Raw genomic sequence first — 25,972 nt, forward strand, 5'->3', positions numbered from 1 at the left:
GCGGGCCATGGCAGCCGTATCAACTTTTCTCTCGTATATGGTATCCGGAATGCCAGCCTCTGGCAGACCCGGTTTTCACAGATAACTTGATGTTCGAGGTTGCGCTGACCAGTCATCCTTTATAGCCACGATTAGATGGTCTGACAGCCATAGGCCCAACCACTGACCGACCAGCGCCACGCCCTTCTGTTCGCCACAGAAAAGCGTGACGTCACGGCACAATGCGCCGAATGACATGCCGCTCCGAAGATCGCGCAATGCCTGGCATTCGGCATCGTCTATCGGTCTCATCCGGCATTTTTCGCCCTGTCGCCACAACAGAACAACCTGCGGCGCGTCCAGGTTTCGCGATACGGGTGGCTCCTTTTCATCGACGAGGGCGGACCATATGGCAAAGGCGTTTGTTCTCAGCTCCAAAAACCGCGTCGAGAGCGCAAACGTCAGGACCGCGCGATCCCAGTCGATGTTGTCTAGTTTCTCCAAAGCAATCACGGTACTATCGGCCGCGACAAACAGTTCCTCCAGCCCAAGCTCGATAGACGCGATTTCCCCAATCTCCGGATCCTGGGTGTGAAGACGCGCCAGCGTCGCTGGGAAATCGCGGCCGTAAGCGTCCAGCGTCCAACTGCTCGGAGGAACGCTTTCAATATGATGCACGGCACTGTGGAAAAATGCCTCATCGCCAATCCAGGCGCGGGTTCGCGCAAAGCTGCTTTCGAGACACTCGACGAGTTGGGCGCGATAGTTGTTCTGATACACGACAAGGCCTGGACCCGCCGACGCGCCCATGCGGCCGGCAGCGATCAGATCCTCACGCACCAGCCAGTCGCGCATATCGCGCTGGAGCGCCAGGAGGCTCATGCCGCTTCCTCGATATTCCCCGCCGCGATCCCACGTGCGATGGATAGCTCGGCGAGGAGGTCCGCCAGCGGCGGGATGGCATCGTCGCGCTCGATCATCGTTGCGACCGGCCCAAGCTTGTGGATGACATGGGCATAGAGATGCCACACTGAAGGAGGCACTGCCTGGTCATGCGTGTCGATCAGCAGATGCTCCCCCCTGCTGTGCCCTGCGAGATGGATCTGGCGCACGCGGTCGAGCGGCAAGGCATCGAGATAGGCGATGGGGTCGAAGCCATGATTGCTGGCGCTAACGAAGACATTGTTCACGTCGAGTAGCAGGCCGCAGCCTGTTCGGGCGCACAGGGCATCAATGAATTGCCATTCTGTCATCTCCGCCGCAGCGAAGTCGATATAGGTCGATGGATTCTCGATCAGCATCGACCGGCCCAGCGCGGTATGCGCCCGGTCGACATTGGCACAAACAACGTCCAGTGCTTCTTGCGTGTAGGGCAGCGGCAACAGGTCGTGCGAGCTGAACCCGTCGATCCGCGACCAGCTGAGGTGATCCGACACGAATAACGGTTCAATGTCGTTCACCAGCGCGCGCAACCGGGCGAGATAGGCCTGATCAAGACCATCGGCGGACCCGACGGACATGGACACGCCATGCAGCGCGACGGGGTAACGGGCGCGGATATCCCGCAGAATTGCGCGCGGCCGGCCGCCATCGACCATGAAATTTTCCGAGATCACTTCAAGGAAATCGACGGAAACGCAATGATCCAGAAAATCGTCATAGTGCGGTTTGCGCAGACCAAGTCCGAAACCGGAAAAGGACGGGATCATGGAAACAACTCCTGCAGGCAAAGGATGTCCGGCGCCCTTCCGCGCGCCGGACGTGCAAAGCTCACTTCGGCTCGGTCAGGCTGCCACCGGCAGCGGCACACGCCTTGACTGTCATTTCCTTGAAGCCGTGCCCCTTGCAGACATTCTGCCCCTTGCATTCGTTGCTGGCGGTCTTGCAGTCGGACGTGCCCTTGCAGCTATTGACGCCGTAGCAATGTACGACCTTGGTATCGGCCCCGTCCTTCGCCACGGCCGGCGTGGCGGCTGACACGATAGCGATGGCGGCGGCCGAAGCGGCGAGGCCCACGCCGCTGTTATAGGTGAGCATGATAATGTCTCCGAACGAATGTTGAGCCGGTATGGCACCTGTCGTTCGGTTCGAAGCGGCGCGCGGTTACAAAGGACGGTGTAAATTGATCCGGCAAGTCGCTTGGCGCCGCAAGGCGCTTCCTACCAGCGCAGCAGTCGCGGTCCGACCAGCATACCTAGCAAGGATGCCAGCAATATTCCCAGCGAATACCAGGTCAAGACGAAGATCGCCGACACTTCGGGACAGTGGATGCAATATACCGTCGCTGCAAAAGCCCCCGCGGAAAGGCCCGCCGAAGCCCCGGCGGCGCGCAGCCGGGTCGGGGCGAGCCGGCGGAAAGACCAAAGCAGACCCGCGAAGATCGGCACGGACAGCGACAGGACCAGCCATGGGCAACTTTTCCAGCTATGGCCCAGCCACATCGCCAGCCATTGCGACGACGGCGTTCTCGCTAGTTCGAGCAGGCCGACCGCTCCGAGAAGCAGAACGGGCACCGCCAATGTCCACAAGCCGTACAACCGACCGCTATCGGGACGGGCGAGTTGGACCGTCGCCATCAGCGCGGCGATCGACAGCGATAAGGTATAGCCCCATTTTATCCAGAAGGACGCGCTCCGCATGGCCTCGCCCAGATCCGGCCGAACCCCGATCGACGCAAGAATCAGCAGCGCAGACGCGATCGCGCCGGCCACCACCCCGATGGCCAGCCGGCGTGCGATGCTGTTTCGGGCCACCGGGCGGGTGTCGCTGGCAAGTTGCCGGATCAGGTCGTCGGTGTTCATCGCATCGCTCCCTGCACGCGCGCCATCAGCGCTTTCAGCCCACGATGCACCGAGATCTTCACGTCCGATTCGCCGATGCCTTCCACGCTCGCCGCTTCGGCGACGCTCAACCCTTCCAGCCGCGTTGCGCGGATCATCCGCGCCTGCTTGGGCGGCAAATGTCCCAGCAAATCGGCTATGTCCAGCTTCGCGATGCTGCTTGCCTCAAATTCTTCGGCCACCAGCGATTCCTCCAGATCGTCGATCGGCTGCAACCGGCCGACGCGGCGGAAATGGTCGATCATCTTGTATCTGGCGACCGCGTAGAGCCAAGCGGTGAAAGCGCGCCCGCGATCGTAGCTGGCTCGGCGAGTGTGGACGGCGATTAGGGTCTCCTGCACCAAATCCTCGACATCGTCGTCGGCTCCGCGAACACGACGCCGATAGAAACCCCTCAGCAGCGGAACGAGCAGTCGCAGCAATGCCGCATGGGCCGCGGCGTCGCCGTCCAGCCCATCCGTCATCAACATCCGCAGATGCTCCTCCGTCGTCTGCATTCGATCTCCTCGCCCACAGGTTCGGATCAAACCAGCCATCGGTTACATCATCGACCGATCATTTTTAACATGGTGGAAAGTGTAACCGTGGCGACACATTCACCGAACATGCCGATGTGACACGGGCTTCCCGCCTCCTCCCCGGTCACCGCGCGGTCCGGTTCCCGTCCGGACCGCGCGCAGAGGCGACGGATCGAAGAGGACAACATCATGCGTACAACTCATGCAGCGCTTGCCGCCGGCATCGCGATCGCTTCGGTAAGCGCTTTTGCGGCGTCCGCACATGCGCAAACGAAGCCGAAGATGGAAAAATGCTATGGCGTTTCGCTCGCCGGAAAGAATGACTGCGCGGCCGGCCCCGGCACAAGCTGCGCGGGCACATCGAAGGTCGATTATCAAGGCAATGCATGGAAACTGGTCAAGGCCGGCACCTGCACGTCGATCAAGACGCCCAAGGGCAACGGGTCGCTTTCTCCCAAGGCCTGATTCTATAAGCCAATCGCGGCGGCCGGGGCGCCCAGTAGCTCCGGCCGTTTTTCGTGGAGACGATTGATGAACCTTCTCTTGCACAGACGAGACGCCTTGGTCCGGCGGATCGAAGCGCTGCTTACCGACGCGACGCTGTTGCTGATCGCGCGTCTGAGCATCGCGGCCGTTTTCTTCCTTTCCGGACGAACGAAGGTGGAGGGCGTCATCACCATCACCGACAGCACTTACGAACTGTTCCGCACCGAATATGCCTTGCCGCTCCTGCCACCCGAGCTTGCGGCGACCATGGCAACCTGGGCGGAGCATCTCTTTCCAATATTGCTGACATTGGGCCTTTTTACGCGGTGTTCGGCATTCGCACTGCTTGGCATGACGATGGTCATCCAGATATTCGTTTATCCCAGTGCATGGCCAACCCATCTAACATGGATCGCTATCCTGCTCCTTCTGGTGGCTCACGGCAGCGGTGGCTGGTCCTTGGACGCACTGATCTTTCCACGGTCGGAAAAGTGAAGCGAAAGCTCGCCGCAAACTGCATTATTTGCAACTTTACGACGCAATTGAGAATACATATCGGGTTTCGGGCTTATCTTACCCAAAAGTCTTGAGGCCGGACGCCATAGTGCTTGAGCTTATCGCAAGGCGAAGACCGACCGGTACTCTCACCCTCGCAACGCCAAGTTTGGGAGGTATATAGGAAATGGAACAGATTCCAGCGCCATCATCGACCATATAGTCGCAACTGCCCGGTTCGCACGGACGAGGCGCCAAAGGACATGTTCGGGATCAGCTACAACACGTGACGGAGAATCGATGCGGAGAGGCCGGTACGGGCATTTATCGCACACAGGATCATTGGTTGTGTGGGCTTAAAACTTTGCGCCTGACGGCAAGTGTAAAAACTGCATCAGTCTGCCATCGTTCCATGGGCAGCCGCTCTGCTGATCTTTCACCAGCATGCTGAGATAAGTGTGGGCGTTCCGGTGAAAAAACCGAGCTGATGGTCCACTTTTTTTAATTGATCCGGCAATCGGCGCAGCCGATCGCCGGATCGATCTACGCATTGTTAAAAGTCGAAGTTCAGACGTACGCCATAGGTACGCGGCGTGCCGAACTGCCAGATATAGATGTCGTCATTGCCCGCCGCGGTGAAGCTTGCATATGTAAGCGGCTGGTTATCTTCAATATTGCGGACAAATGCCTGCACCCCGAACTTGTCGTCAGGCGAGCGCCACTCGATGCTCGCGTCTGTCTGGAAAAACGCTTTCTGCCGCGAGTCATTGAAGTTGAAGATGTCCACAAAATAGGAGCTTTTGTAGCGCGAGAACACGCTTGGGGTAAGGCTCCCGGCATTTCCCAGATCGAACCGATGTTCATAGCCTGCGGCTATCACCCAACGCGGAGACTGCGGCGGTCGATTGCCGGCCAAGTTCGGCTGCACAACCGGCGCAGCCGTTGAGTCGGTGTCAAGGTCGCCAAGACCAGTGACGCAACCCCCAGGCAGTGTCGAGGACGCGCAATATACGGCGTATGATGCCAGGAAATCCTCATACTTCGCGTTGAGGTAGTTCACGCTGGCGGTGAAGCGACCATTCTCAAGTACCCTGATCGACGAGTCCAGCTCGATACCCCAGATCCGAGCCTTGCCTGCATTGAATACCTGGCCACCGATCGAATTGTCGAGCAGAACCGAGGCCTGCAGATCCTTGTAGTCGTAGTAGAAGCCAGAGAGGTTGACGAAATTCGCTCCGCCGGTGCCGAAGCTCCGTTTGATCCCGGTTTCGTAGGCCGTGTTGCTTTCCGGCGCATAAGAACCGATTGAGTCGAACCCGCCCGCTTTGAAGCCCGTCGACACCTTGGCATATACAAGCGTGTCGGCATCCGGCTTGTAATTGAGGCCAGCCAGCCATGTGAATTTTTCTGCGCTCGCGCTCGGCCGGTCCACCGACAAGGGGGCCGCGGTGATCCGCACCGGCCCCGTGTTGTTGAGCGGAGAAGCGGGGTTTGCGATGCCGCTGCCATAGACGTTGAATATGCCTGTGCGCTTGTCCCAAGTGTATCGTCCGCCTACGACCGCCGTCAGTGTGTCGGTCAGCGGAATGTCCGTTTGCGCAAATACCGCCCAGCTGGCGCTACTGACCTGGCGATCGAAATAGTTAATGTAACCACCATTGGCCCCGAGAAGAAACGGCGGCAAGTAGGGCGGTCCGTTGAAAAGACCGCGCTCAATGTCGAGATCTTCCTTGAAGCGGAACACGCCGCCTTGCCACTGAATGCCGCCGGCTTCCCCCCCATTGATCCGCAATTCATGGCTCTGGGTGTCCACGTCATTGGCGAAATTCTTGAAAAGATAGGCCGGAGCCAGCGCGGAGTCGAAGCTCTCGTCCGTAGTCCGGTAACCGCCGGTATAGCTCAATGTTGCCGGGCCAAAATCATAGGATATACGCCCGCGAACCGCTGTCGTCCGTTGCCGCTGAATGCTTGGGCTGCGCGCTGGTGCGGTATAGTTGCCGCGGTCTATGGTTTCGAGCCCGTTGGTGTTCTGAGGGATGCAGACCACGAGGCGCGGATCGGCGCCCACGGGAACGAAACCATTCTGATTGCACCCGGCCCCCGGCGTCAACGCGGGGTTATAACCTAGGCCCGGGTTGTAATTGACGAACGCCTGGGCCGCCAATTCGCGGTCTGCGGCGACATGCTCGACTGCCGCGTCGATGGTCAGTGCATCAGAGGGTCGCAGGCTCAGGCTGACGCGGCCGCCCCGGGTATAGTCGTCGCCCGTGCGAGTGCTGAGATTCGGGTGCGAGAAATAGCCATCTCGCTTCGAATAGGTGCCGGCAAAGCGCAGCCCGCCGATATCACCGAAGGGCACGTCGATCCCGCCCTGCAGAAGGACATGGTCAAAGTTTCCATAAGATGCTGTGAGATTGAAACCCAGCTCGTCGCCCGGCTTGCGAGTGATGAAATTGATCGCGCCGCCGGTCGAATTGCGCCCATAAAGTGTGCCCTGTGGCCCGCGGAGAACCTCAACCCGGGCGAGATCGAACAGCCCGGCATTCAGGACCGTCGGACGGTTTATATATTCGCCGTCGATGTTGACGGCGATGGAGGAATCCTGCGTTTCGGCATTGTCGTTGGTGCCTACACCGCGAACAGTCACGCGCGTCAGGTTCGTATCCTGAACAATTTGCACCGCAGGTGCCAGTTGCTGGATGCCGCTGACGTCGGAAATGCCTGCTTTTTCAAGAGCGTTACCCGAAACCACCTGCAGGGCAATTGGCACGTCCTGGACGTTTTCAGCACGATTCTGAGCTGTCACGACGATCTCGGCGAAGGCGGACGCGGGTGCCTGATCCTGCGCCATCGCAGGCGTCGCGATCATCGACGCGGTACCGATTAGCAGGCCCGACTTCAGATTCAGCTTACGCATGTTCCCCTCCCAAATTCAGCGGGTAACATCCCGCATATCTTAACTAGATCCAATATTTTAGTTCTGTTGATGTCGCTGTCAAGGCGTCCTGGAGCGATCCGAGTGAGGCGATCGATAACGGCGACAGACGTTTGACGGCTTGACCCTAGCCAAATAGCTGGAAATTCTAGCCTTTGATATATCACAGGCTTCAATCGGCCTGAGAAAAATTTTTTTCTCGACCAAAATTAGGGGTTCTGCGGGTAGTCGAAGCCCTTTTCGATAATCACGGTGGCGACCTTCTCGCGTGCAATGCGTATGAACTCGCTGGCATCGTCGAGCGATGGAATTGCCGTATCGAACCGAGTCGCGAGCGCGAAAATGGCGCGGATATCTTCGCTGTGATGGCTAATCGAATAAAAAATCCGGTCCATCTCTGCGGAAAGCTTGCGATAAATCGCACCAAGCAAGGGATTTCGGGTGGCCTCCACGAGTAGATCAAAGCGTTGCCGAGATAGTTGAATCCAGCGCTCCGGATCGAATTTGGCTTTTCTGATAGCGCGTTCATGCTCTCGCTGGATGGCGTCCAGAGCCGCGCCTTGTTCAGAAGTTACTCGATCATGCGCCAGTTGGATGATCAATGGGGATACGGCACTCCACACGGCAAAGAAGTCATCTACAGATTTCAGTGTGAGGCCAGCTACGCGATACCCGCGGCGGGGTATTGTTTCGACCAGTCCGTCATGATTTAGGCGATCTAAGGCTTCACGCACCGGCATCGCCCCGAACCCAATCTCCTCTGATATCTCGCGTTCAGTGAAGCGCATACGCGGCGGCATTTTAAGCAACACGATCCGCTCCCGCAAAAGCGCGTACGCTTGGTCTGCCAGTGTCTGCTTATGTTCGTCGCGCCTTGTCATCCGTCAACTCCAGCTATGCACCGCCATAAAGCGACCATGTCTCGTCGGAAAGCATTGGTGGGATTGCAACCCTTGACTGAAAATACAGCATCTGCGATCGTGATATATCACGGTGAGCCAGTATGAGCCATGACCGTGGCTGATTTGCTCAGACGTTTCGGGAGGGGTCAAGAATGTCTAGTTGTAACAAGATACTCGTGGTCGGCGCGGGTATAGGCGGTCTTTGTGCAGCGGTGGCACTTGCTCGAAACGGCGTTGAGGTCGACGTCATCGATATCAAGCCTGATAATTCAGTCGCCGGTGTGGGGTGGGGGCTGCGAACAAATGGCCTGCGTGCTCTGCGCGAGATCGGGCTTCTTGACGACACGTTGGCCATCGGCTTCCCGACGCCTCCGCTTTCCTATTATGATCAAAATGGACGGCATGTCGTCGATATTTCCTATGGACGGAAGTTCGACGGTTTGCCCAACAATGTCCAGCTACCGCGCTTGGGCTTCCTAGAGATGGCCAGCGCCCGTGCCCTGGAACTTGGGTGCAACATCATGATGGCGACAACAGCCGTCGATATTCAGCAGGATGATGCTGGCGTCACGGTCAAACTTAGCGATGAATCATCGCGTCGCTATGATCTTGTTCTCGGTTTCGACGGTATCAATTCTCAAGTTCGGGAATATCTGTTCGGCCAGAAACATGTACCGGCTCGCAGTGGTGGGGTCGCGTGGCGGGCGGCCGTGCCTGCCCCGGACAGTCTGAAGGGCGCTCTATTCTGCCACGGTTTTGGCGGCAAAGTTGGTTTCGTGCCGCTGGTTGGCGGCATGATGTATGTGATTGTTACGCATCACGAGCCAGGCCGCCCTCGTCACGACCCTGACGCTTTTGCAGAAGTCATGCACAAAACAGCGCGGGAGATGATGGGTGACTCTGAATTCATGGCGGACGCGATCGCTTCTTTGCGCACCGCCAAGAATGTCGCCTACACCCCTTTGAATACGATTATGGTCCCATATCCATGGCACCGCGGCCGGGTCATGATCATGGGCGACGCCGCGCATGCGACCACGCCCTATCTCGGATCGGGTGCCGCGATGGCTATTGAGGACGGGGTGGTTTTTGCCCGGCTTCTTGACAGCGACGATACGCTCTACGACGTCCAAACCAAGTTCATGGCGAGACGATATCCGCGAGTGAAAACCGTCTGGGATTGGTCTCTGAAAATGATGCACGAGGAATTTGATTCGGCCACGCCCGAAGCGCTCGAGCGACGTCTCGCGTATCTCGTAAATGAAGAGCCAGCCGCAATCGATTACATTAACCGCATCCTGGAAAGTGATTACTGATGAACACGAATCCTATCGCGAAGCTGTCCGTCAATGCGGGCGTCTCCGTCGGTGATATGCGGAAACTCCACGGCACGTCGGGGATCCCCGCTCCGGCTGCCGGAGCATCAAGCGTTCCCGACATTCTGGATGTGTGGAAAGCCGCGCATGTGACGCTCGTGCGGTCTTACGATTGGGTCTCGAGGCTGGACACGGTCAATAACCCCACCAGCCTGTTTCCCGACTGGTCAGCGGACCCCACCGACCCTGCAAACTACAATTTCGAGGGCACGGATAGCTGGGTTAGGCAAACGCGCTCGCTGGGCGCGGATATTCTGTTCACCATTGCCAGCGAAATCCCGGCCAACAAGCAACCGGTTCGTGACCTGGAAAAATATGAGCAGGTGGTCGAACATATCGTGCGTCACTATGTATGCGGATGGGGTGGCGGATTTGAAAACGCTGTCACACATTGGGAATTTGGAGACCAGCCCGACTTTGGCGCCTTGCACTTTTCCGGTACGCCCGACCAGTTTTACCAAATGTATGCAGCAACTGCGCGCGCTGTGAAGCGCGTTGACCCCTTGCTGAAGGTCGGTGGCCCATGTGTCGCATTTCCCTTGAATGACGGCCCGTTTCGCGAGGGATTTCTGACATACATTCGGCAACATTCGCTGCCTTTCGATTTCCTGTCCTGGATGTGGTACGGCGACAACTCGCGCGATCCGCTCGACTTTCGAACGATCGCTGCCGAAGTCCGCGCGATCGTCGATAAACACGGCTTCAGCGATGCCGAACTTCTCCTCTCCTACTGGAGCATGACTGGTATCCCGACGGCCAAGTTCGAAGATGCTGACAACGCAGCCTTCATCGCGGCCTCGGCTATCTACATGCAGGATTCCGCCGTCGATAAGGCGATCTTCTTCAGGGCCGATACCGGAGCCGATTTCCACTATAAGTTCAGGGATCCTGCCGGGATATTTGAAGCTGATGGAAGTGAGAATGCCAGAACAAGTGCGTTTCGTCTGGTCGGCCAGACTTTGGCAACGTCAAAACGCCTTGCCACGACCGGTGGAGATGAGAACGGATTTGCCATACTCGCTGGTCATTCTGCAGACAGCGATACGATCCGCATATTGATAGCCAATTATGCAATTCCGGAAACTTATCTGGTGGCTCGGGATCGGGACGTTTTCGAGTTTCAGGTGCCCATCGGCGCTGAACGTGTGAACATGTCCTTGAATGTTCCGCCTAGACGGGTTGATGCGGTGAGTGCTGGCTATGCCGGATATACGCTTGACGTCAGCGAACTGCCATGGGGCGAGGGGCGTCACAAAGTGGTCCGATATCGGGCAGACGCAGAACATAGGGGCGATATGCTCGGATCGCAGGAAGGCGAAGGCGCCTCGGTCACCATCGAGGGCAGCTTGCCGGCACCCGGGATTGAACTCATCGAAATAACGCGTCTGGCTTCGTAAAGGCCTGCAAATTTGCCGGAATTTCACGAGTTCAAGGGGGGGCGACATAATGTCGGCACCCCCTTTTTGTGACAGGCTAGACGGTTGGCGACCTTGGCTGCGCGGCTGGTAGGGCCGGAGAGAAATGGCTATGGTAGTCCGTTGGCAAAGCGGCGTAAGGGGCCAGCATCATTAGGATTGCGGATCATTTAGCCGCGGTATGTTTTGATCAGTGGGATGACGACGTCAACGGCCATGCGGATCAGCGGCAATACATCATCGCAGAACGGCTAATATCGCGCTCACGGCAAGAAATGCCTACGTCTGTGCTAAATCATGAGAAAAACTGCAGCATTCCGCGGCGATAGTCGCGACTTAAGCTTCCAGCCGCCTCGAATATCACTTCACCCATATACGGTATGAGCGGGAATCGCCTTGCTTTAATCTGCAAGGCGATTCCCGCTCACGGCCTTGTTATCATCAGGATATTGCTAGAGTCTTTGCGTCAGCGTTAATCGACGGAAACGGCATGTAAGAGATCCGCAACCGCTGCGAGAGTTCCAGCCGATGCTCCCCCGGCGCCAAGCCGCCGCGATGTTCGACCGTGATCGTGGCCGATGCGCCGAACGGCCAGCGACGATCAAATGCGGTCTCCATCTCGTCGAGGGTGAGCGGTCCGTTGCCTTCGTCAAATCGGACCGCGTCACGAGGGACTGGCTCGCCATCGATGGTAACGTCCAGAGCTTCCACCATGGAAAGGCCAAGCCCGCGATAATAACCGAGCTTCGCTTCGAACGCGAAACCGTCGGGGGCGTGATCCGGCCCGACGTTGCGCAGGCTGCCGTCCACGATCAGATACTTGTCGAACATCAGCGGGCTCCCTCGGCTTGCGCGATCAATCTTTCGAACATGCGGTGCTGCCGCCGCACCTGCTCCCGGCTGTCGACCGTCTGGACGTCCTGAATCCAACGGTTGCCTTCATATTCACTGGACAGATACCCGTCCCATCCTCCGGCGACCAGTTCCGGTATGACCTCGTCATAGGCGTGGGTGGGATCGCGATCGTCTTCCGTCATCTCGTAGAATTTGGCCTGGATATGCCGGAAGTAGGGGATGTAGTCGCGGATCCGCTTGGGATTGGCAAAGGGCTGGTGACGCAGAATCTCGGCCATACGCACTTCGGCGGGATTGCCCTTCATCTTGACCGCAACCTCGTAGATCGTGTACTCGGCCATGATCTTCTGCTCGTGCTGCTCGACGATGAACTGCGCGACTTCCGGTCGAGCGCCTTGGCGAATGAATCGGTCGCGATAGACCGGCGGGTAGTGCTTCATGAATATGCCCATGTCGGGGAGCAGGCCTAGATGCTTGGTCCCAAGCCTGTCTGCTACTTCAACGGTACGCAGGATCCAGGCATGCTCCATATGCCAGGGCGCATGGACTTCCACGCCCATATGCACATCGAGTTCCTCGGCGTAGGGCACGCACCGCTCAAGGATATCAGGGCGTACGAAGACCAGCACGCGCATATTGCGGACGCCTAACCGGTTGCAAAGTATGAGGTCTCGGCGGATGGAATCGATCTGTTCTTCGTCCGTCATCCAACGGTCTTTGCGAACCTTGGTATCCAAGAACATGTCGTAGCACGTAAGTTCGGTTCCGTGCTTGACCATGAGTTCCTTCCACCAAGCGACCTGGCGGTCGTCGATGTTCGGGAAACTTGGCATGTTCTGCTCAGGGAGGATTTCGATCCCGGTTGCGCCGATCGACGCGGCAAATGCAACGCAGTCTTCGATGGTCATCTGTCCCAAGAACATCTCTTCCTGAAAGCTGTAGAGGCTCACGCCTCTTTTCACGCTGGCAACCATCTCCTGTAACTCCACTCATATTTGTCGTTTTGCGAACGCGGCTCATTCGAAAAACTTAGAAAATTGCTCGGTTTGGTCGCACGCCTACCGAACGGCAGCGACCAGCCCGCGAAGCAAAACTAATATCATAATTCCTATGCTGTCAAACGAACTCTGCATTGCCGAATTTGGCGGTACGGTCCAGTCACTTCAGGAAGACTGCTCGTGAGACACAGCGGCAGCGATGGCTTCGGACCCCGGTTCGCGGCAAGCCGAAAATCTCGAAATATTATCGGGCCGAGCGGCGGCATCTCAGATTGAAGTCATCCTTCTAATTCCTTATAGGATATGCAACGCGATGGGTGGAGAGGCAAAAAGTGACGAGCTTGAGAATTTATTGGCGCGAGCTTCCGTTGAAGCCGCAGGGTATCATCATCATCCTTGCTGGCTTTTTGCCGATGATTGCCATTGTTGCCATGGGCCCGGCAGTGCCGACGCTTATCGCCCATTTTGCGAGCGACCCTAACGCCAGAGCGCAGGTGCCAGCGCTTATTGGCGCGCCAGGCCTGACGATGGCCATCCTGGCGCCTTTTAGCGGGCTGTTGATCGATCGTTTCGGGCGCAGGCAATTGCTCCTAGCGGCGACAGCCTCCTACGCCATATTCGGGACTGCGCCGCTCTTTCTCGATACGCTTGACCAAATTTATGCCTCGCGTCTTCTGCTCGGTATTTCCGAAGCGGGCATCCTAACCGTGGTCAACACCTTGATTGCAGACTATTGGGACGCCAAGGGCCGCAAGAACTGGCTGTTTCTCCAAAGTCTGGTCGGCCCACTATTTGGCGCAGTCGTGGGACTGAGCGTGGGCATTGCGAGCACGCTGCAGTGGAATGGGGTATTTTTCATCTATCTCGCCGCCCTTCCTATCTGGGCCGCAATGTTCGTCTGGCTATTTGAACCAAAGAAGACCAAGGTCGAAGTAGTTTCGGATGCCCGATCTGCTCCGCTAGCCGCCTTTCCCTGGTGGAATGCCGCTGTAACGGGGTTCGTCACCTTCTTTTCTGCAATGCTTTACTATGTTTTCATCATCAACGGCGCGCTTGTGTTCGCTGAGGTAGGTGTGACCGAACCTGATCAATATGCCCAGATGATTTTCGTGCCGCAGATATGTTTTTTGGGCGGTGCTGTATTATTTCGCGTTCTGGCTGACCGTAGTTATCCCTTCCAGCTTGGTGTGTTCTTCGCGCTGCTTGGAGCAGGACTCGGGGCTATTGGCCTCGCCGAAAGTCCAAATGCGATGGCAGTGGGTGTCGTTATTCAGCAGATTGCGGCCGGCATGGCGGTCCCGACCTTGCTGATCTGGACACAATCGAAGTTCGAATTCAACCATCGTGGTCGAGGCATGGGAATCTGGACCGCCGCATTTTTTCTTGCGCAATCACAATCGCCCAGGCTCGTCCACGTGCTTGACCAGGTTACGGGTTCCATGAAGGGGGCGTTCCTTGCCGCTGGATCGGTCGGCATCATGGTGGGCGGGGTCACGCTCTTGATCGCCTTTGCCTCTCGCAAAGCTCGTCCGATCGTCACGTAACGAAAATCTCCGTTTTCATCGGGGGCAGAGGTTGCAGTTGGCGCTGCACGCCCGACCACTTAGGTTGGGCGAAGTCTTTTAAGTGGTTGAGAGGGGAGGGGCTAATGGATCCCTCCTGTAATCGAAGGCCTTTTCCCTGCCCGCGCCGGGCATGTTACGGTATGCGCCTCACTTTGCGCCTTTGAACTCCTCACAAATTTTTCATCTAATCGCGCTGGGCCGCAATAATTCGATCTTCGCTTCAAACCGGACGCCCGTGGTCGAGAAGCGCCCAGATTCAACAAAAATATTCTATCAGACATGCAATCGACCAAACTTAATATAACCTATGTTATTTATTTAATTAAGTGTATTGGAAATTTATTGTCTTAAATATCCTTCATCGCACAGAGGAACGTAATCAAATTGTGAACGTTTTTGCCCTTTCTGAGTGAGGGGGTATCATTTGATCATTATGCATCTAGCGCTGGGAGGCTGTCTGAAATCGCCTCCTGTAAGATACGGGATTACTGCTGACACCGGCGGACATATCGCGTATATACTAGATGCTGCGGCCCATCAGGCGAAGATTGAATCCGTCTCCGAAGTCATCGTTGCGACAAGGCGATTTCATGATCAAAGATTTGACCGTGAACACAATTTAGACAGAGAGTATGTGGATAGAAAAATACGCATAATTCGTATTTCTACTACTAAATCATCTTATTTAGAAAAGGAGGATCTTTCGTCTGAGACAGATTCCTTCATCAGCGGGTTGAGCGACTATATTTCAGGTTGTAAAAATCGCCCTGACGTAATCCACACGCATTTTGCCGATGCGGCTGAAGTGGCGGCGGCAATACAGAAAAAATTTGGAATATCCTTCGTTTTTACGCCCCATTCCTTGGGGATCGACAAACAGGCCCAAGGCGTATCCTGCGCCGGCCTTAGCCAGAGGATCGAGGCTGAACGATCGGCCATCGCGCAAGCCGGCGCCATAATCGTGTCGACGGCGGATGAGGCCGATCGTCAAGTAGGGGCCTATTGTCCGTCGGCAAGGGGAAAGCTTCATGTCGTGCCCCCGGGCGTGCCACGCCTGCCCGCGCCAAATCGGACAGGCCACGCGCAAATGATGATGCGGCAGTGGTTTGATCGGCCGAACCTGCCGATCATCCTTGCCGTATCGCGGCCCGTCACGAAGAAAAATCTGGCGGCCCTCGTCATCGCCTATGCTCAGGATTCGGTGCTTCAGCGTCAGGCCAATCTCGTCATTCTGGCGGGCCAGCATCGGCATGCTGCGGGCGAGGAGCGAGCCAATCTCGACCAGCTTTTTGCCTTGGTCGAAAGCTATGGCCTCAATGGCCGGGTCGCCTTGCCCGAAGCGCATGATGCCCATGATGTGGCGGCGCTATATGCTCACGCGGCGAAAGGGGGCGTGTTCGTCAATCCCGCGTTGCATGAACCCTTCGGGCTCACCTTGATCGAAGCGGCGGCATCTGGGGCGCCCGTGGTCGCGACGCGCAATGGCGGGCCGGCGGAAATCGTGGCGAAGATTGGGCATGGGGACCTGATCGATCCGCGCGATCCGCAAGCGATCAGCGACGCCATCAAGGACATCATAGGCAATGCTGACCGGCATGCAGCCCTGTCGGCAAAGGCGCGCGCAGGATCCAGCCTTTACTGCTGGAACGCATATGCCAGTGCGTCTGTCGACATTTATCGCGCAGTCACGCAGCCGCGCCTGCTGGCCTGCGATATGGATAACACGCTTACGGGCTGCCGGGAGTCCGCAGCGGCGTTTCGTGTCTGGCGATCCACATCCTCGTTACCGTTTGTCGTCGCGACCGGCCGAAGCCTTCATGCCACGAAGATGATCCTGCGTCGCTGGCAATTGCCGGAACCCGATGCCTATATCGTCGATGTCGGCACGCGCATTGTTTTTCCAGATGGGGAGGGCAGATGGCAGGAGTGCACGGAATTTTCGGCCTATCTCGATCAGGATTGGGACCGCGCTGTCGTGGCCCGGATGGTGGCGCCCCTTGGCCTCAAGTCCCAGCCGCGCGTCACGGAGGGGCCGCACAAGATCAGCTTTTTCGGAACCGCCAGTGACGCCGCCGCCATTCGCGCAATGTTGGGCGACAATGGCGTGGCGGCGAAGGTCATTTTCTCCCACGGCCGCCTGATCGACATATTGGCCCCCAATGGCGGGAAGGCGGCGGCGATCGCTGCCTATGCGCGAAAATTCGGCCTGTCCTTGTCCCACTGCGTTGCTGCTGGCGATAGCGGCAATGACGCGGATATGCTCGCGGCCTGTGGCCATGCGATCGTCGTGGGGAATGCAACGGCCGAACTGGACGATCTCCCCGCTCGCAAGGGATTGATGCGCGTGTCGCGCCATCATGCCGCTGGCGTGCTTGAAGGGCTGGCGCGGCTTGGCCTTCATGGCGATTCATCTGCTGCCGTGGCCGCAGCAGCATGACCCGCCCGATCGGATATTTCGTTCATCATCAGGGCAGGGGCCATGCCGAACGCTGTGCAGCAATCGCCCATGCCATGCCCTCATCCCGGCCGCTGACGATATTTTGCGCCTGCGACGATATATTTCCGGCTTTGCCCGCCAATGCGGACATCGTCATCATCCCTTCCCTGTTCGAACCGACCGGCGATGAAGCTGCATCCATGGATTGGGTATCGACCCCCGCCACGCTGCATTGCGCACCTTTGGGCTGGCCGGGCATCCGCTCTGCCATGGGCCAGATCACGTCCTGGTTTCAGGATTCCGATCCCGCGCTCATGATCTGCGACGTGTCTGCAGAAATCGCCCAACTGGCCCGCATCTGTTCGGTCCCGCATGTCAAGATCTTGCAACATGGCGATCGCAGCGATCCGGGGCATCGCGCCGCCTATGATGGCGCAGCAGGACTTCTGGCCCCCTTTCATTACGACTTGGCTCAACCCGAATGGGATGATGCCATGCGGTCAAAGACATTCTTTGCAGGCGGTCTTGGCGTGGATCTGCGTGTGCCTGAGCGGGAGGTCGCGCGGCAGCGTATTGGTATTGAGCCGAATGAGGAGCTTATCCTTGTCCTCTCGGGCGGCGGGGGCGAAGGCTTCGGACAGGCGCCCCTGGGTGTCGGCGCGCGTTCGAGACCCTCTGCCCGGTGGATCACCATCGGGAAGGTTCAGCGCGACTGGCATGCGACGGAGCCGGGCAATATCGAGCATCGCGGCTGGGTCGACAATGCCGACGATTATGTCGCTGCCGCAAATCTGGTCATTTCCTCGACGGGCAATACCACCTGCCAGCAGATATTGGCTGCTGCCAAACCTTGGCTTGCCGTCCCCGAATGGCGCTATTTCGATGAGCAGCATCGCAAGGCGGACGCGCTGGCGGCGGCAGGCGTTGCGACGACGCGGCCGCATCTTCCATCTTCGGCCCATGGATGGGCGTCCGCCCTTGCAGATACATGGACGAGTCACCACCCGGATCGCCAGCGAGCGATGATCGACGAGGCGCCCGCGCTTGCAACAGCGCAATGGCTCGAAGCGCTTATCGATCGCCTCTGGTCACAGCAACCTGCCCGCACTTCAGCATCCTTCAAGGAGTTCCGCCCGACATGAACAAGGTTTCCGTCATCACATTGGCGCGCGGGCGGGGCGATCATCTCGTCAACGTCGTTCATGGCCTTAACCGCCAGTCGATGCTGCCGGCCGAACTCATTATCGCGGTGATGCAGGACGACCCCTATTCTTTGCCCGACACTCCGTTCCCGGTTTGCCAGATCCATGTCGCGGGCGATGATCTGCCCCTGGCAGCGGCGCGTAACGCCGCCGCCGCCATCGCGACCGGGGACATACTGATATTCCTGGACATCGACTGCATTCCGTCCCCCAGCCTGATTGCAGACTATGCCGCCCATGCCGACGGGTTCGATGGCCTCCTCATGGGGGAAGTGTTGTATCTGCCGCACCAGGCCACACAAGGCGACTGGTCGTGCGAGGGATTTGAAGGGGTCGCGGAGAAGCATTCCGACCGGCGTGGTCCCCCCGCCCATGGCATAGAAATTTGCGCGGATTATCGCTGTTTCTGGTCGCTGAATTTCGCGATGCGGGCGCAGACATTCCGGCGTTCGGGCGGCTTTGACGAACGCTATGTCGGATATGGCGGCGAAGATACGGATTATGGAAAGACGCTCAGCACGGCAGGCATCGGGATCGCCTGGGCCAAGGGCGCACGAGCCTATCATCAATATCACCCGCACCATATGCCGCCGGTCCATCATGTCGAAAGCGTCGTGCGCAATGCACAGCTGTTTGAGGCAAAATGGGGTTATCGGACTATGGGGCATTGGCTGCACGCCTTTCGCCTGATGGGGCTGATCGACGATGCGCCAGGCGTGCCAATTCGCCTGTTGCGCGCGCCCGATCAGGACGACCTGGCGCTCACTGGTCAGCAGAGCCATCAACCCTATGCAAACACCGCCACGGTTTTGCGCTTGCTGGAGGCCCGGCAGAGGCAGGGTGCCGCTATGATGTCAATCGCTGTCGCCGCCGCATGAGGATCGCCATTCTGGCGCATGTGCGCCAGCGCATCCGTCAGCCCTTTGCCGGCGGCATGGAAGCGCATGCCTGGCAACTGGCCGCCGGCCTCAGTCGGCGGGGGCATGATGTCACCCTTTTTGCTTCTGGTGACAGTGACCCCGCCTTCACCATCGATCCGGTGGTGGATGTGCATTATGAACAGGTCTTCCCTTGGGCCGAGCATCGCGGATCGGCACCGCTCATCAACCATCTCGATGCCGCTTATGCATCAGCCTGCGAACGTATCGCCGACGGCGCTTTTGATGTCGTGCACAATAACAGCCTGCATCGTTTTCCCCTGGAGCGGCGCTGGACGAACCGCACTCCTACGCTCACGTCCCTCCATGTGCCGCCTTATGACGCCCTACACGTATTCGTGTGGCAAAGCCCATCATCACGCCATCGGCTGACTGTCACGTCGGCCAAGCAGCTCAAGGCATGGTGGCCGCACAATCCTCCACCCGAAGTGTCGATACTGCATAATGGCATAGATGTCGGGCAGTGGCGTTTTGGCGAGAAGGGGAACGGGACCGCGATCTGGAGCGGCCGGATCACGCCGAACAAGGGGACCCACTTGGCGGCGATGGCCGCACGGAAGGCGGGAATGCCCCTCATCATTTACGGCGCGATTGAGGACCCTGATTATTGGGCGGCGGAGGTAGCGCCGTTGCTTGGACCCGACATTCGCTATGGCGGTCATCTGAATATGCGGCAGTTGGCCGAAGAGATGGCGAGAGCATCGATTTTCGTTTTCACGCCGTGCTGGGACGAGCCATTCGGTCTGGTTGCGGCCGAAGCCATGGCCTGCGGGCTTCCGGTAGCCGCCTTCGACATGGGGGCGGCGAGCGAGGTCATCGGACACGCGGGCGTTCTGGCGCAGCCACAGGACGTCGACGGATTGGCCACTGCAATGCGTGACGCGTGCCTGATCAACCGGACCGCCGCCAGACAGCGTGCCGTCGACATGTTTTCGCAGGATATGTGGCTTGCGCGATGCGAGGACCTGTACGCGCAGCTATGTGGCGCGCCCGTATCCGCAGCCGCATGAACGCCGCCCTTATATCCGACCAGCGAGAATGGCTACGGCAAGTCTACGCCCGGCATCTTGGTTACGACAGTCCCTATGCGCTGGTCGACTTCCCCGATCACCCCAATGTCGGCGACAGCGCCATCTGGCTTGGAGAATTGACTATTCTTCGCGCCATTACGGGCAGGGATCCGGCCTATGTATCGACATGGCATGACTTTAATCGACAGGATTTCCTGCGCGCCTGCCCCGAGGGGCCGCTGCTGATCCATGGCGGGGGCAATCTGGGGGATCTCTGGTCGCACCACCAAAATTTCCGGGAATCCTTGCTGCTCGACTTTCGGGATCGGACGATCGTTCAGCTGCCGCAGTCGATATTCTTCCGCGATAGCAGCGCAGCCCTTAGCTTTGCCGCCCTTGCAAAATGCCATCCTGATTTCACGCTCTATGTGCGCGATCATGCTAGCTTGCGCTATGCCCGATCGACGCTGGCCTTGCCGGCTCAACTTGCGCCTGATTCCGCCATGATGCTGGACCTGAAACGGCAGGCTGTCGCGTCGGAACCCATATTGGCCCTCATGCGCACCGACGCGGAGCGCGTGGAGGGCGCGCCCGATTTGCCAGCGGGCGCGAAGCTGGTGGATTGGCTCGAAGATGACGATGGGATGCCCGGCGGCCATGATGCCGCCAGCCGCGAGCGGCAGGCTGTTGCGCGGGTGAACAGAGGTGTTGCGCTTCTATCTCGGGCGCAGCATCTCCTTACCGATCGCCTTCACGGCCATATCCTCGCACTGCTGCTGGACCTGCCCCATGACATTCGCGACAATTGTTATGGAAAGCTGAGCGCCTATGTCGCCAGCTGGCAGACAGGTCCAACGCCTGCAAACCGAGCGGTTTGACGCCATGCCTGACATCAGCCTGCTGGTCTGCACGCGCAATCGCGCTTCTGCTCTGATCACTCTGCTGCATTCCGTGTCCGTCGCGGTCGGCGAGGCTAGGGGCTTGGATATAGAAATCATCATCGTCGATAACGGATCGACCGACGACACGCCTGCCATGCTGGCCCAATGGGCCAATCGTCAGCCATTTCCGGTGCGCCTAGTGGCAGAGCCGCAGCCTGGTCTTGCCCGTGCCCGTAACAGGGGCCTGCAACATTGTCGTGGCCGCATCATCGCGATGACGGACGACGACTGCATTTTGCACAGCGATTATTTCGCCGCGCTGGCGCGCTGCTTTGCGCGGCTTGGCGAGGATGTTATCGTCGGGGGGCGCATATTGCTCGGTAATCCAATGGATCTGCCCGTGACGATCAAGGTGGAGGATCATCCGATGATCCTGCGTTCCGGCACCTTCCCGGGTGGCTTCGTGATGGGGGCCAATCTGGCGTTGACTGCGACCGTCCTTAATCGTGTTGGGCGTTTTGATGATCGCTTCGGTTCGGGCGCGCCCTTTGAAGCGGCGGAGGATACGGATTATCTGTTCCGGGCCATCGGGCAGGGATGTGACATTCGCTATGATCCGGCCTTTGCTGTCGACCATCATCATGGGCGACGATGCCCATCGGAGGAAAAGGCGCTGCTCGCCGCCTATAGTTATGGTGATGGCGCGCTCTACGCCAAATATTGCCTCACCGACTGGCGGATATGGCGCGCGGTTGCGGAAGATATCCGCCTATTGCCCCGCGATATTCTGGCGCCGGTCAGGCAACATGCGGGCGTGCGCCATTTTTATGCGTTTCGCTTGCGCCACAAGCTGCGCGGTTTCCTGGCCTTTGCCAAAAGCCGACTGCGCCGGGTCAGGGCAGGGTAGGGCCGCTATTGAGGCCCAGCGCATCCACATCCGCCGTGGCCGCGGCCAATTCCGCGCGGGCCGCCGCGATCCGCGCTCGCGCTTCGATCAGCTTCACCTCGGCGCTGGTCGCGCTTTCTTCACGCTGGTTTACCAGAAAGAAATCGCTCGATCCCAGTTCGAACCGGCGTCGCTCTGCACTTGCCAGTCGCTCGGCCAGCGTGCGTTCGCGTTCGGTCGTGTCGACCAACTGATTGGCTGTCTCCACCTCGATGCCGAGCGCGGTCACTTCCGCGCGGATCTTCTCCGCAAGGAACCGCTGCTTGACTGACAGCTCATCGATTTTCGCCTGTGTTTCCGCAAGCTTGCCCTTCGCCTTGCGATTCTGGAGCGGCACCTTGAAGGTTAAACCGACAATGACCTCAAGCGGCGTGCGGCTGGATCCGCCAAGACCCACCGGTCCCATATCCTTGGCCACCTCGCCATTCAGGTCCAGCCTGGGCTTCATGTCGTTGCGTGCCAGCGCCAGCTTGATCGTCGCCTTGTCGATCTCCTCCAGCAAGATCGCAAAATCCGGCCGGCCTTCCAGATTGAAGGCGGGGTCAACGCGCAGGTCGCCAAAAGCATCGCCCGCGTCCGGCAAGCGCGCTTCATCGACGACAACCGGAAGACCTTGGTCATCGCGATAATAAAGCGACAGCTTCACGGCGGCCGCGCGAAAATCCTGCCGCGCCTCCACCACCAGCGCCTGGCGCTTGACCAGATTGGCCTCATTCTCGGTCAATAATATATCGGGCTTGGCGCCCAAGTCCACCTGCCGCTGAATGCCTTGCGTGCGGTTTTGCGCCAATGTCATCAACGCCTGATAGGCTTTGAGCTTCAATCCGGCGGCAACCCATTTCTGATAGGCTTCGATCGCGCGGGCCTGAACGCCGATGCTGGTCGCTTTTGTTTCAAACCGCGCAATGTCGATATCATTGGCGGAAAGGCGAAATTCCGATCGACGCGCGTCGATGAGCCGGTCACGCAGCAGCGAATAAAGCGCGCCAACTTTCACCTCGCCCAGTTTGTTGGTATAGGCCTTGTCCTCGTAAACGGGAAAATCGCCGCGCGACACGCGGTACTGCCCGTAGACATAGCCGCCATTATCGGTCAGCGGCTGTTCTGCCTTCCCGGCAAATTCGGTCCCGTCATAATAGCCCTCAACGCGGCTGCGTCCGTCCACCGCGAATACGGTGTCGAAGGCGCCCTGCGCCGTCAGCGCGCGCGCTTCGGCCTGCCGGTTGCGGGCCAAGGCGGCGATGATGTCGGGGGCGGAGCGCGCCGACGATTGCAGCACTTCTTCGAGCGTCAGTGGGCCAGTGGTCCGTGGCGCTGCGGTCGCCGCACTGCTCATATCCTGAGCCAAAGCCGCAGGGCTAGTGGCTGCAAGCAGCACCGCAATCAGGCCGACGCTCTGCCCCATCTTCATTTCTTTTTCTTCTCGATCGAGCTTTTCTCGGCCTTTGCCTCCTCCTTCTGCGCGACCTGATCCTGGCCGAAATTGAGGGGGAAGTCGTTGAGCTGGCGCCACAGTTCATAGCCTACCGTGACGACATCGCCCTGCACCCAGCCCAGCACCTTGCCGCCCTGGCGAACAAAGCGCTGTTCGGGCCATGGCGTCTTGCCCGGCCGGGGTTCGACAAGGATACGAAACAGTCCGTCGGCGCGGGGCGTCGGATCGACAGAGCGAACCTGCCCGTCATAGATGCCGACGGCAAAGGCGGGCCAGCCGCTGAACTGGAAGGCCGGGAAGCCCTCAAACTCCAAGCGGACCGGGCGACCCTGATTGACCAGAGGAATGTCCCGCCCATCGACATAGAGTTCGACCGCCCGCTCTATTTTTTCCGGTGCGATCATCGCCAGCACAGTGCCCGCTGAAATGAGCGCGCCGCCTGCAGCCGCGTTCAGGTTCTGAACCCGTCCGTCGCGCGGCGCGGTGACGATCTGGGCGGATTGGCGCTGTTGGCGCACCTCGATCTGCTTCAGCTTGGCCCTTGCTTCGGCCAGCTTGGCATTGGCTTCGGCGACCTTGATCTGGGTCTGCTCATAGTCCCGCCGCGCCGCCAGCCCTTCGGCAAAAAGCTGGCCTGTGCGCCCGACGTCGATGGACGCGACCGCGCGTGATTGTTCAATGGCGGCGATCTGCGCTTCCACCTCGGCCTTCTCTGCCGCCAGCCGCTCCAGGAAATTGGGATCGACATCGACCACCTGGACGATCGGGTCGCCTGCCTGCACCAGTTGGCCGTCACGGACGAAGAAACGGTCGACCCGCCCGTCGACCAGGGAGGATACCTGGCGTGGCCGGTCATCGGGGTCGAGCGACGTCACTTGCCCGACGCCCTGCGCGGTTTGTTGCCATGGCACGAACAGGATCGCGACCGCCAGCAGGATGCCCAGCAAAATCAGCCGGGCAATGACGACGGCTGCACGCGGCGGTTTCAATGCCGCGAGCGAACGGAAATGCGTCAGTTGCGCTGGCTGAATGGTCATGGCCTCGGCTCCCGCCCGGCCAGGAAGTCAGACAGCGCGGCCTGATCCGCGAAGCGTTGCTGCGCCTTGGCGCCCAGCCAATAGCAGCAATCCAGATTCATCGCTTCGGGCCGTTCGGTGAACAACAGGATGGTGGTTCCGTGTTGGCGCAGCGTCTGCAACGTCGCGCGTAGCGGTTCGGCGGGCATCATGTCGTATAGTTGCGACAGCAGCAGCACCTTGGGGGCGCTCAGCATCGCCATCGCCAGTTTCAGCTGCATGACCTCAACGATGCTCAAGGGAGAGCCTGAACTGGCCAACTGCGTATCCAGTCCGTCCGGCAGGCTGGAAATGCGTGCGGCCAAGCCGACCAGCTCCAGCGTGCGCATGATCCGCGATCCTTCCGCAATGCCGCCCGTCGCCAGATGGAGATATTCGCGGATCGTCACGTCGACGATCGTCGGCCGATTGAGCACGACGACCGCGGAACGGAGCAGATACATGTCGAAACTGCCCAATTCGCTGCCGCCGATCGACACCAGGCCCCGGTCCGGGTTGGCATGACGCTTGAGCAGCAGCGCAATCTGGCTTTCGACGCCGGGTTCTGCCACGATGACGGCCTGTTCGCCGCTGCCGATCGCAAAGTCGAAATGCGATCGATCAAGCACTACGTCGCGAAAGCGGACGGATCCGTCCGGCGGCGCTTGGCCGCTTAATCCCGCCGGTTCCTGGGGAATGGCGAAAATCTGGGACAATTCTTCTGAACTGGCGACCAGATCGTAGAAGGTGTCGAGATACCACCCAAGTTGCGAAATGCCGTAGAAGACACCCGACAGGATCAACTCCGCCGCCACCAGCTGGCCGATCGACAGCTGGCCCGCCAGGATCAGATTGCCGCCCAACGCCAGCAGCGCGGCGGCGGCAAAGGCATAGACCAGGAAATAGCCCAGCGCTTGCGCGAAACTGTACCGGAAATAATGACGATGCGCCCGGACATAATTGGCTGTGACTGCTTCCGACCGATCCATCGCGAAGTCGAGATGCCGTGCCGACTTGTAAAAGCCGTTCGATGCGCCGACGCTTTCGAGCCAATGCGCGGCCTCATGCTTGGCGTGGGACACGCCGACCGCGCCGGTGATCGCGCCGTGGCGCCAGACCAGCCAGATCAGCAGACACACACCCACCAGGATGATGTTGAACGCCAGGAAAAAGGGGTGATAGAAGCTCGTGACGATCAGACCGACGGCACCTTGCAGGATGATCGTGAAGGCACCGATCACCAGGCTCGGCACCGCTTTTTGCACTACGACCATGTCGAAATAGCGATTGAACAGGCTGCCCCGGCTTTCGTCGGCGAAGAAGGGGTTTTGCGCATGGACAGCGCGCACCGTTACCTCCGCAACGACCCGCGCGAAAATGCGCCGTTCGAACATGGCGAGCAAATAGACGCGCAAAGCGCTTAACCCAGCCACCAGCAGCAAGAGCACCAGCAGGACGCCGGACAGGATCCATAGGGGCGCAACCAATGCCGTGCGCGCTACCGAATTGATCAGCAGCTGGACGGAAATAGGGGTGGCGAGCGACAGGAGCGTGATCGCCAATGTATAGACGATCCCGACATTCACATAGCCCTTGTCAGGCCCGACTATTTCCGTAAGCCACGCGGCCGCTTGCCGCAGGCCAAGACGCTCCCCAGCCAAATGCACCCTTTCGAAAATCCTTGGCGGCAGGTCTTAAACTGAC

Annotated in this window: 23 protein-coding genes and 1 pseudogene; 12 read left to right on the plus strand and 12 right to left on the minus strand. The window is 58.8% G+C overall.

All coding sequences use genetic code 11. From position 1 onward, the window contains the following. Window positions 1-75: 75 nt before the first annotated feature. From SAB01S_RS09090 to SAB01S_RS09110, 5 genes are all read right to left on the minus strand, one after another. A complete protein-coding gene (locus SAB01S_RS09090; protein WP_062732724.1) occupies window positions 76-861 on the minus strand; it encodes an HvfC/BufC N-terminal domain-containing protein in 786 nt (261 codons plus the stop codon). Beyond that, on the minus strand, window positions 858-1,688 hold the full coding sequence (gene bufB, locus SAB01S_RS09095; protein ID WP_062732725.1) for an MNIO family bufferin maturase: 831 nt from the start codon (window positions 1,686-1,688) through the stop codon (window positions 858-860). Before bufB ends, SAB01S_RS09090 begins: the two co-directional genes overlap by 4 nt. A gap of 61 nt (window positions 1,689-1,749) precedes the next feature. Next, the gene (bufA2, locus tag SAB01S_RS09100) at window positions 1,750-2,016 is read right to left on the minus strand and encodes a BufA2 family periplasmic bufferin-type metallophore (protein WP_062732726.1); all 267 of its coding nucleotides are present in this window, start codon (window positions 2,014-2,016) and stop codon (window positions 1,750-1,752) included. A gap of 122 nt (window positions 2,017-2,138) precedes the next feature. Next, window positions 2,139-2,780, minus strand: coding sequence for a DUF1109 domain-containing protein (locus SAB01S_RS09105; protein ID WP_062732727.1), 642 nt, complete (start codon window positions 2,778-2,780; stop codon window positions 2,139-2,141). After that, a complete protein-coding gene (locus tag SAB01S_RS09110; RefSeq protein WP_062732728.1) occupies window positions 2,777-3,316 on the minus strand; it encodes a sigma-70 family RNA polymerase sigma factor in 540 nt (179 codons plus the stop codon). Before SAB01S_RS09110 ends, SAB01S_RS09105 begins: the two co-directional genes overlap by 4 nt. A gap of 210 nt (window positions 3,317-3,526) precedes the next feature. Between SAB01S_RS09110 and SAB01S_RS09115 the strand changes: the two genes are divergently transcribed. Together SAB01S_RS09115 and SAB01S_RS09120 are read left to right on the plus strand one after the other, a co-directional pair. Continuing rightward, window positions 3,527-3,802, plus strand: a complete 276-nt coding sequence (locus SAB01S_RS09115) for a BufA1 family periplasmic bufferin-type metallophore (protein WP_062732729.1) — start codon at window positions 3,527-3,529, stop codon at window positions 3,800-3,802. A 66-nt stretch (window positions 3,803-3,868) separates the two neighbouring features. Beyond that, window positions 3,869-4,318 carry a DoxX family protein gene (locus SAB01S_RS09120; RefSeq protein ID WP_157078305.1) on the plus strand — a complete coding sequence of 150 codons (450 nt, stop codon included), beginning with the start codon at window positions 3,869-3,871 and terminating at the stop codon, window positions 4,316-4,318. A 553-nt stretch (window positions 4,319-4,871) separates the two neighbouring features. Here SAB01S_RS09120 and SAB01S_RS09125 read toward each other — a convergent pair. Together SAB01S_RS09125 and SAB01S_RS18080 are read right to left on the minus strand one after the other, a co-directional pair. After that, window positions 4,872-7,235, minus strand: a complete 2,364-nt coding sequence (locus SAB01S_RS09125; protein WP_062732731.1) for a TonB-dependent receptor — start codon at window positions 7,233-7,235, stop codon at window positions 4,872-4,874. A 227-nt stretch (window positions 7,236-7,462) separates the two neighbouring features. Further along, a complete protein-coding gene (locus SAB01S_RS18080; protein WP_083951252.1) occupies window positions 7,463-8,134 on the minus strand; it encodes a GntR family transcriptional regulator in 672 nt (223 codons plus the stop codon). A 173-nt stretch (window positions 8,135-8,307) separates the two neighbouring features. On the opposite strand from SAB01S_RS18080, the gene SAB01S_RS09140 reads away from it, so the two are divergent. Together SAB01S_RS09140 and SAB01S_RS09145 are read left to right on the plus strand one after the other, a co-directional pair. Further along, on the plus strand, window positions 8,308-9,471 hold the full coding sequence (locus tag SAB01S_RS09140) for an FAD-dependent monooxygenase (RefSeq protein ID WP_083951254.1): 1,164 nt from the start codon (window positions 8,308-8,310) through the stop codon (window positions 9,469-9,471). After that, window positions 9,471-10,928, plus strand: coding sequence for a GH39 family glycosyl hydrolase (locus tag SAB01S_RS09145; RefSeq protein ID WP_062732735.1), 1,458 nt, complete (start codon window positions 9,471-9,473; stop codon window positions 10,926-10,928). Before SAB01S_RS09140 ends, SAB01S_RS09145 begins: the two co-directional genes overlap by 1 nt. Window positions 10,929-11,387: 459 nt before the next feature. Here SAB01S_RS09145 and SAB01S_RS09150 read toward each other — a convergent pair whose 3' ends face one another. Both SAB01S_RS09150 and SAB01S_RS09155 read right to left on the minus strand, forming a co-directional pair. Further along, window positions 11,388-11,777, minus strand: coding sequence for a C-glycoside deglycosidase beta subunit domain-containing protein (locus tag SAB01S_RS09150; RefSeq protein ID WP_062732736.1), 390 nt, complete (start codon window positions 11,775-11,777; stop codon window positions 11,388-11,390). Continuing rightward, window positions 11,777-12,775 carry a sugar phosphate isomerase/epimerase family protein gene (locus SAB01S_RS09155; RefSeq protein ID WP_245646434.1) on the minus strand — a complete coding sequence of 333 codons (999 nt, stop codon included), beginning with the start codon at window positions 12,773-12,775 and terminating at the stop codon, window positions 11,777-11,779. The genes SAB01S_RS09150 and SAB01S_RS09155 overlap by 1 nt, the downstream gene beginning before the upstream one ends. A gap of 356 nt (window positions 12,776-13,131) precedes the next feature. Between SAB01S_RS09155 and SAB01S_RS09160 the strand changes: the two genes are divergently transcribed. The 8 genes and pseudogenes from SAB01S_RS09160 to SAB01S_RS09190 all read left to right on the plus strand — a co-directional run bounded on the left by SAB01S_RS09160 (window position 13,132) and on the right by SAB01S_RS09190 (window position 21,739). After that, a complete protein-coding gene (locus SAB01S_RS09160; protein WP_062732737.1) occupies window positions 13,132-14,343 on the plus strand; it encodes an MFS transporter in 1,212 nt (403 codons plus the stop codon). 454 nt (window positions 14,344-14,797) lie between these two features. Beyond that, window positions 14,798-15,352 (plus strand): annotated as a pseudogene (locus SAB01S_RS18815) (glycosyltransferase); the annotation flags it as partial. 99 nt (window positions 15,353-15,451) lie between these two features. Further along, entirely contained in the window at window positions 15,452-16,801 is a 1,350-nt protein-coding gene (locus tag SAB01S_RS09165; protein WP_245646448.1) for an HAD-IIB family hydrolase, read from the plus strand. Then, window positions 16,798-17,943 carry a glycosyltransferase gene (locus tag SAB01S_RS09170; protein WP_062732739.1) on the plus strand — a complete coding sequence of 382 codons (1,146 nt, stop codon included), beginning with the start codon at window positions 16,798-16,800 and terminating at the stop codon, window positions 17,941-17,943. The genes SAB01S_RS09165 and SAB01S_RS09170 overlap by 4 nt, the downstream gene beginning before the upstream one ends. Then, window positions 17,940-18,881, plus strand: a complete 942-nt coding sequence (locus SAB01S_RS09175) for a galactosyltransferase-related protein (RefSeq protein ID WP_062732740.1) — start codon at window positions 17,940-17,942, stop codon at window positions 18,879-18,881. The genes SAB01S_RS09170 and SAB01S_RS09175 overlap by 4 nt, the downstream gene beginning before the upstream one ends. Then, window positions 18,878-19,951, plus strand: coding sequence for a glycosyltransferase (locus SAB01S_RS09180; protein ID WP_062732741.1), 1,074 nt, complete (start codon window positions 18,878-18,880; stop codon window positions 19,949-19,951). Before SAB01S_RS09175 ends, SAB01S_RS09180 begins: the two co-directional genes overlap by 4 nt. Then, on the plus strand, window positions 19,948-20,829 hold the full coding sequence (locus SAB01S_RS09185) for a polysaccharide pyruvyl transferase family protein (protein ID WP_245646435.1): 882 nt from the start codon (window positions 19,948-19,950) through the stop codon (window positions 20,827-20,829). The genes SAB01S_RS09180 and SAB01S_RS09185 overlap by 4 nt, the downstream gene beginning before the upstream one ends. 4 nt (window positions 20,830-20,833) lie before the next feature. Next, window positions 20,834-21,739: a glycosyltransferase family 2 protein gene (locus SAB01S_RS09190; RefSeq protein ID WP_062732743.1), complete on the plus strand. Its 906-nt coding sequence runs from the start codon at window positions 20,834-20,836 to the stop codon at window positions 21,737-21,739. On the opposite strand, the gene SAB01S_RS09195 is transcribed toward SAB01S_RS09190, so the two are convergent. The 3 genes from SAB01S_RS09195 to SAB01S_RS09205 are packed head-to-tail and all read right to left on the minus strand — an operon-like array spanning window position 21,726 to window position 25,929. Continuing rightward, window positions 21,726-23,189 carry a TolC family protein gene (locus SAB01S_RS09195; RefSeq protein ID WP_439646663.1) on the minus strand — a complete coding sequence of 488 codons (1,464 nt, stop codon included), beginning with the start codon at window positions 23,187-23,189 and terminating at the stop codon, window positions 21,726-21,728. The two genes, SAB01S_RS09190 and SAB01S_RS09195, sit on opposite strands and share 14 nt — an antisense overlap. Continuing rightward, window positions 23,186-24,250 (minus strand): efflux RND transporter periplasmic adaptor subunit, encoded by a 1,065-nt coding sequence (locus tag SAB01S_RS09200; protein ID WP_062732744.1) that lies wholly within the window; start codon window positions 24,248-24,250, stop codon window positions 23,186-23,188. The genes SAB01S_RS09195 and SAB01S_RS09200 overlap by 4 nt, the downstream gene beginning before the upstream one ends. Further along, on the minus strand, window positions 24,247-25,929 hold the full coding sequence (locus SAB01S_RS09205) for an ATP-binding cassette domain-containing protein (RefSeq protein WP_062732853.1): 1,683 nt from the start codon (window positions 25,927-25,929) through the stop codon (window positions 24,247-24,249). Before SAB01S_RS09205 ends, SAB01S_RS09200 begins: the two co-directional genes overlap by 4 nt. Window positions 25,930-25,972: the final 43 nt, after the last annotated feature.

This window comes from Sphingobium abikonense NBRC 16140 (assembly GCF_001598335.1).
GTDB classification, from domain to species: domain Bacteria; phylum Pseudomonadota; class Alphaproteobacteria; order Sphingomonadales; family Sphingomonadaceae; genus Sphingobium; species Sphingobium abikonense.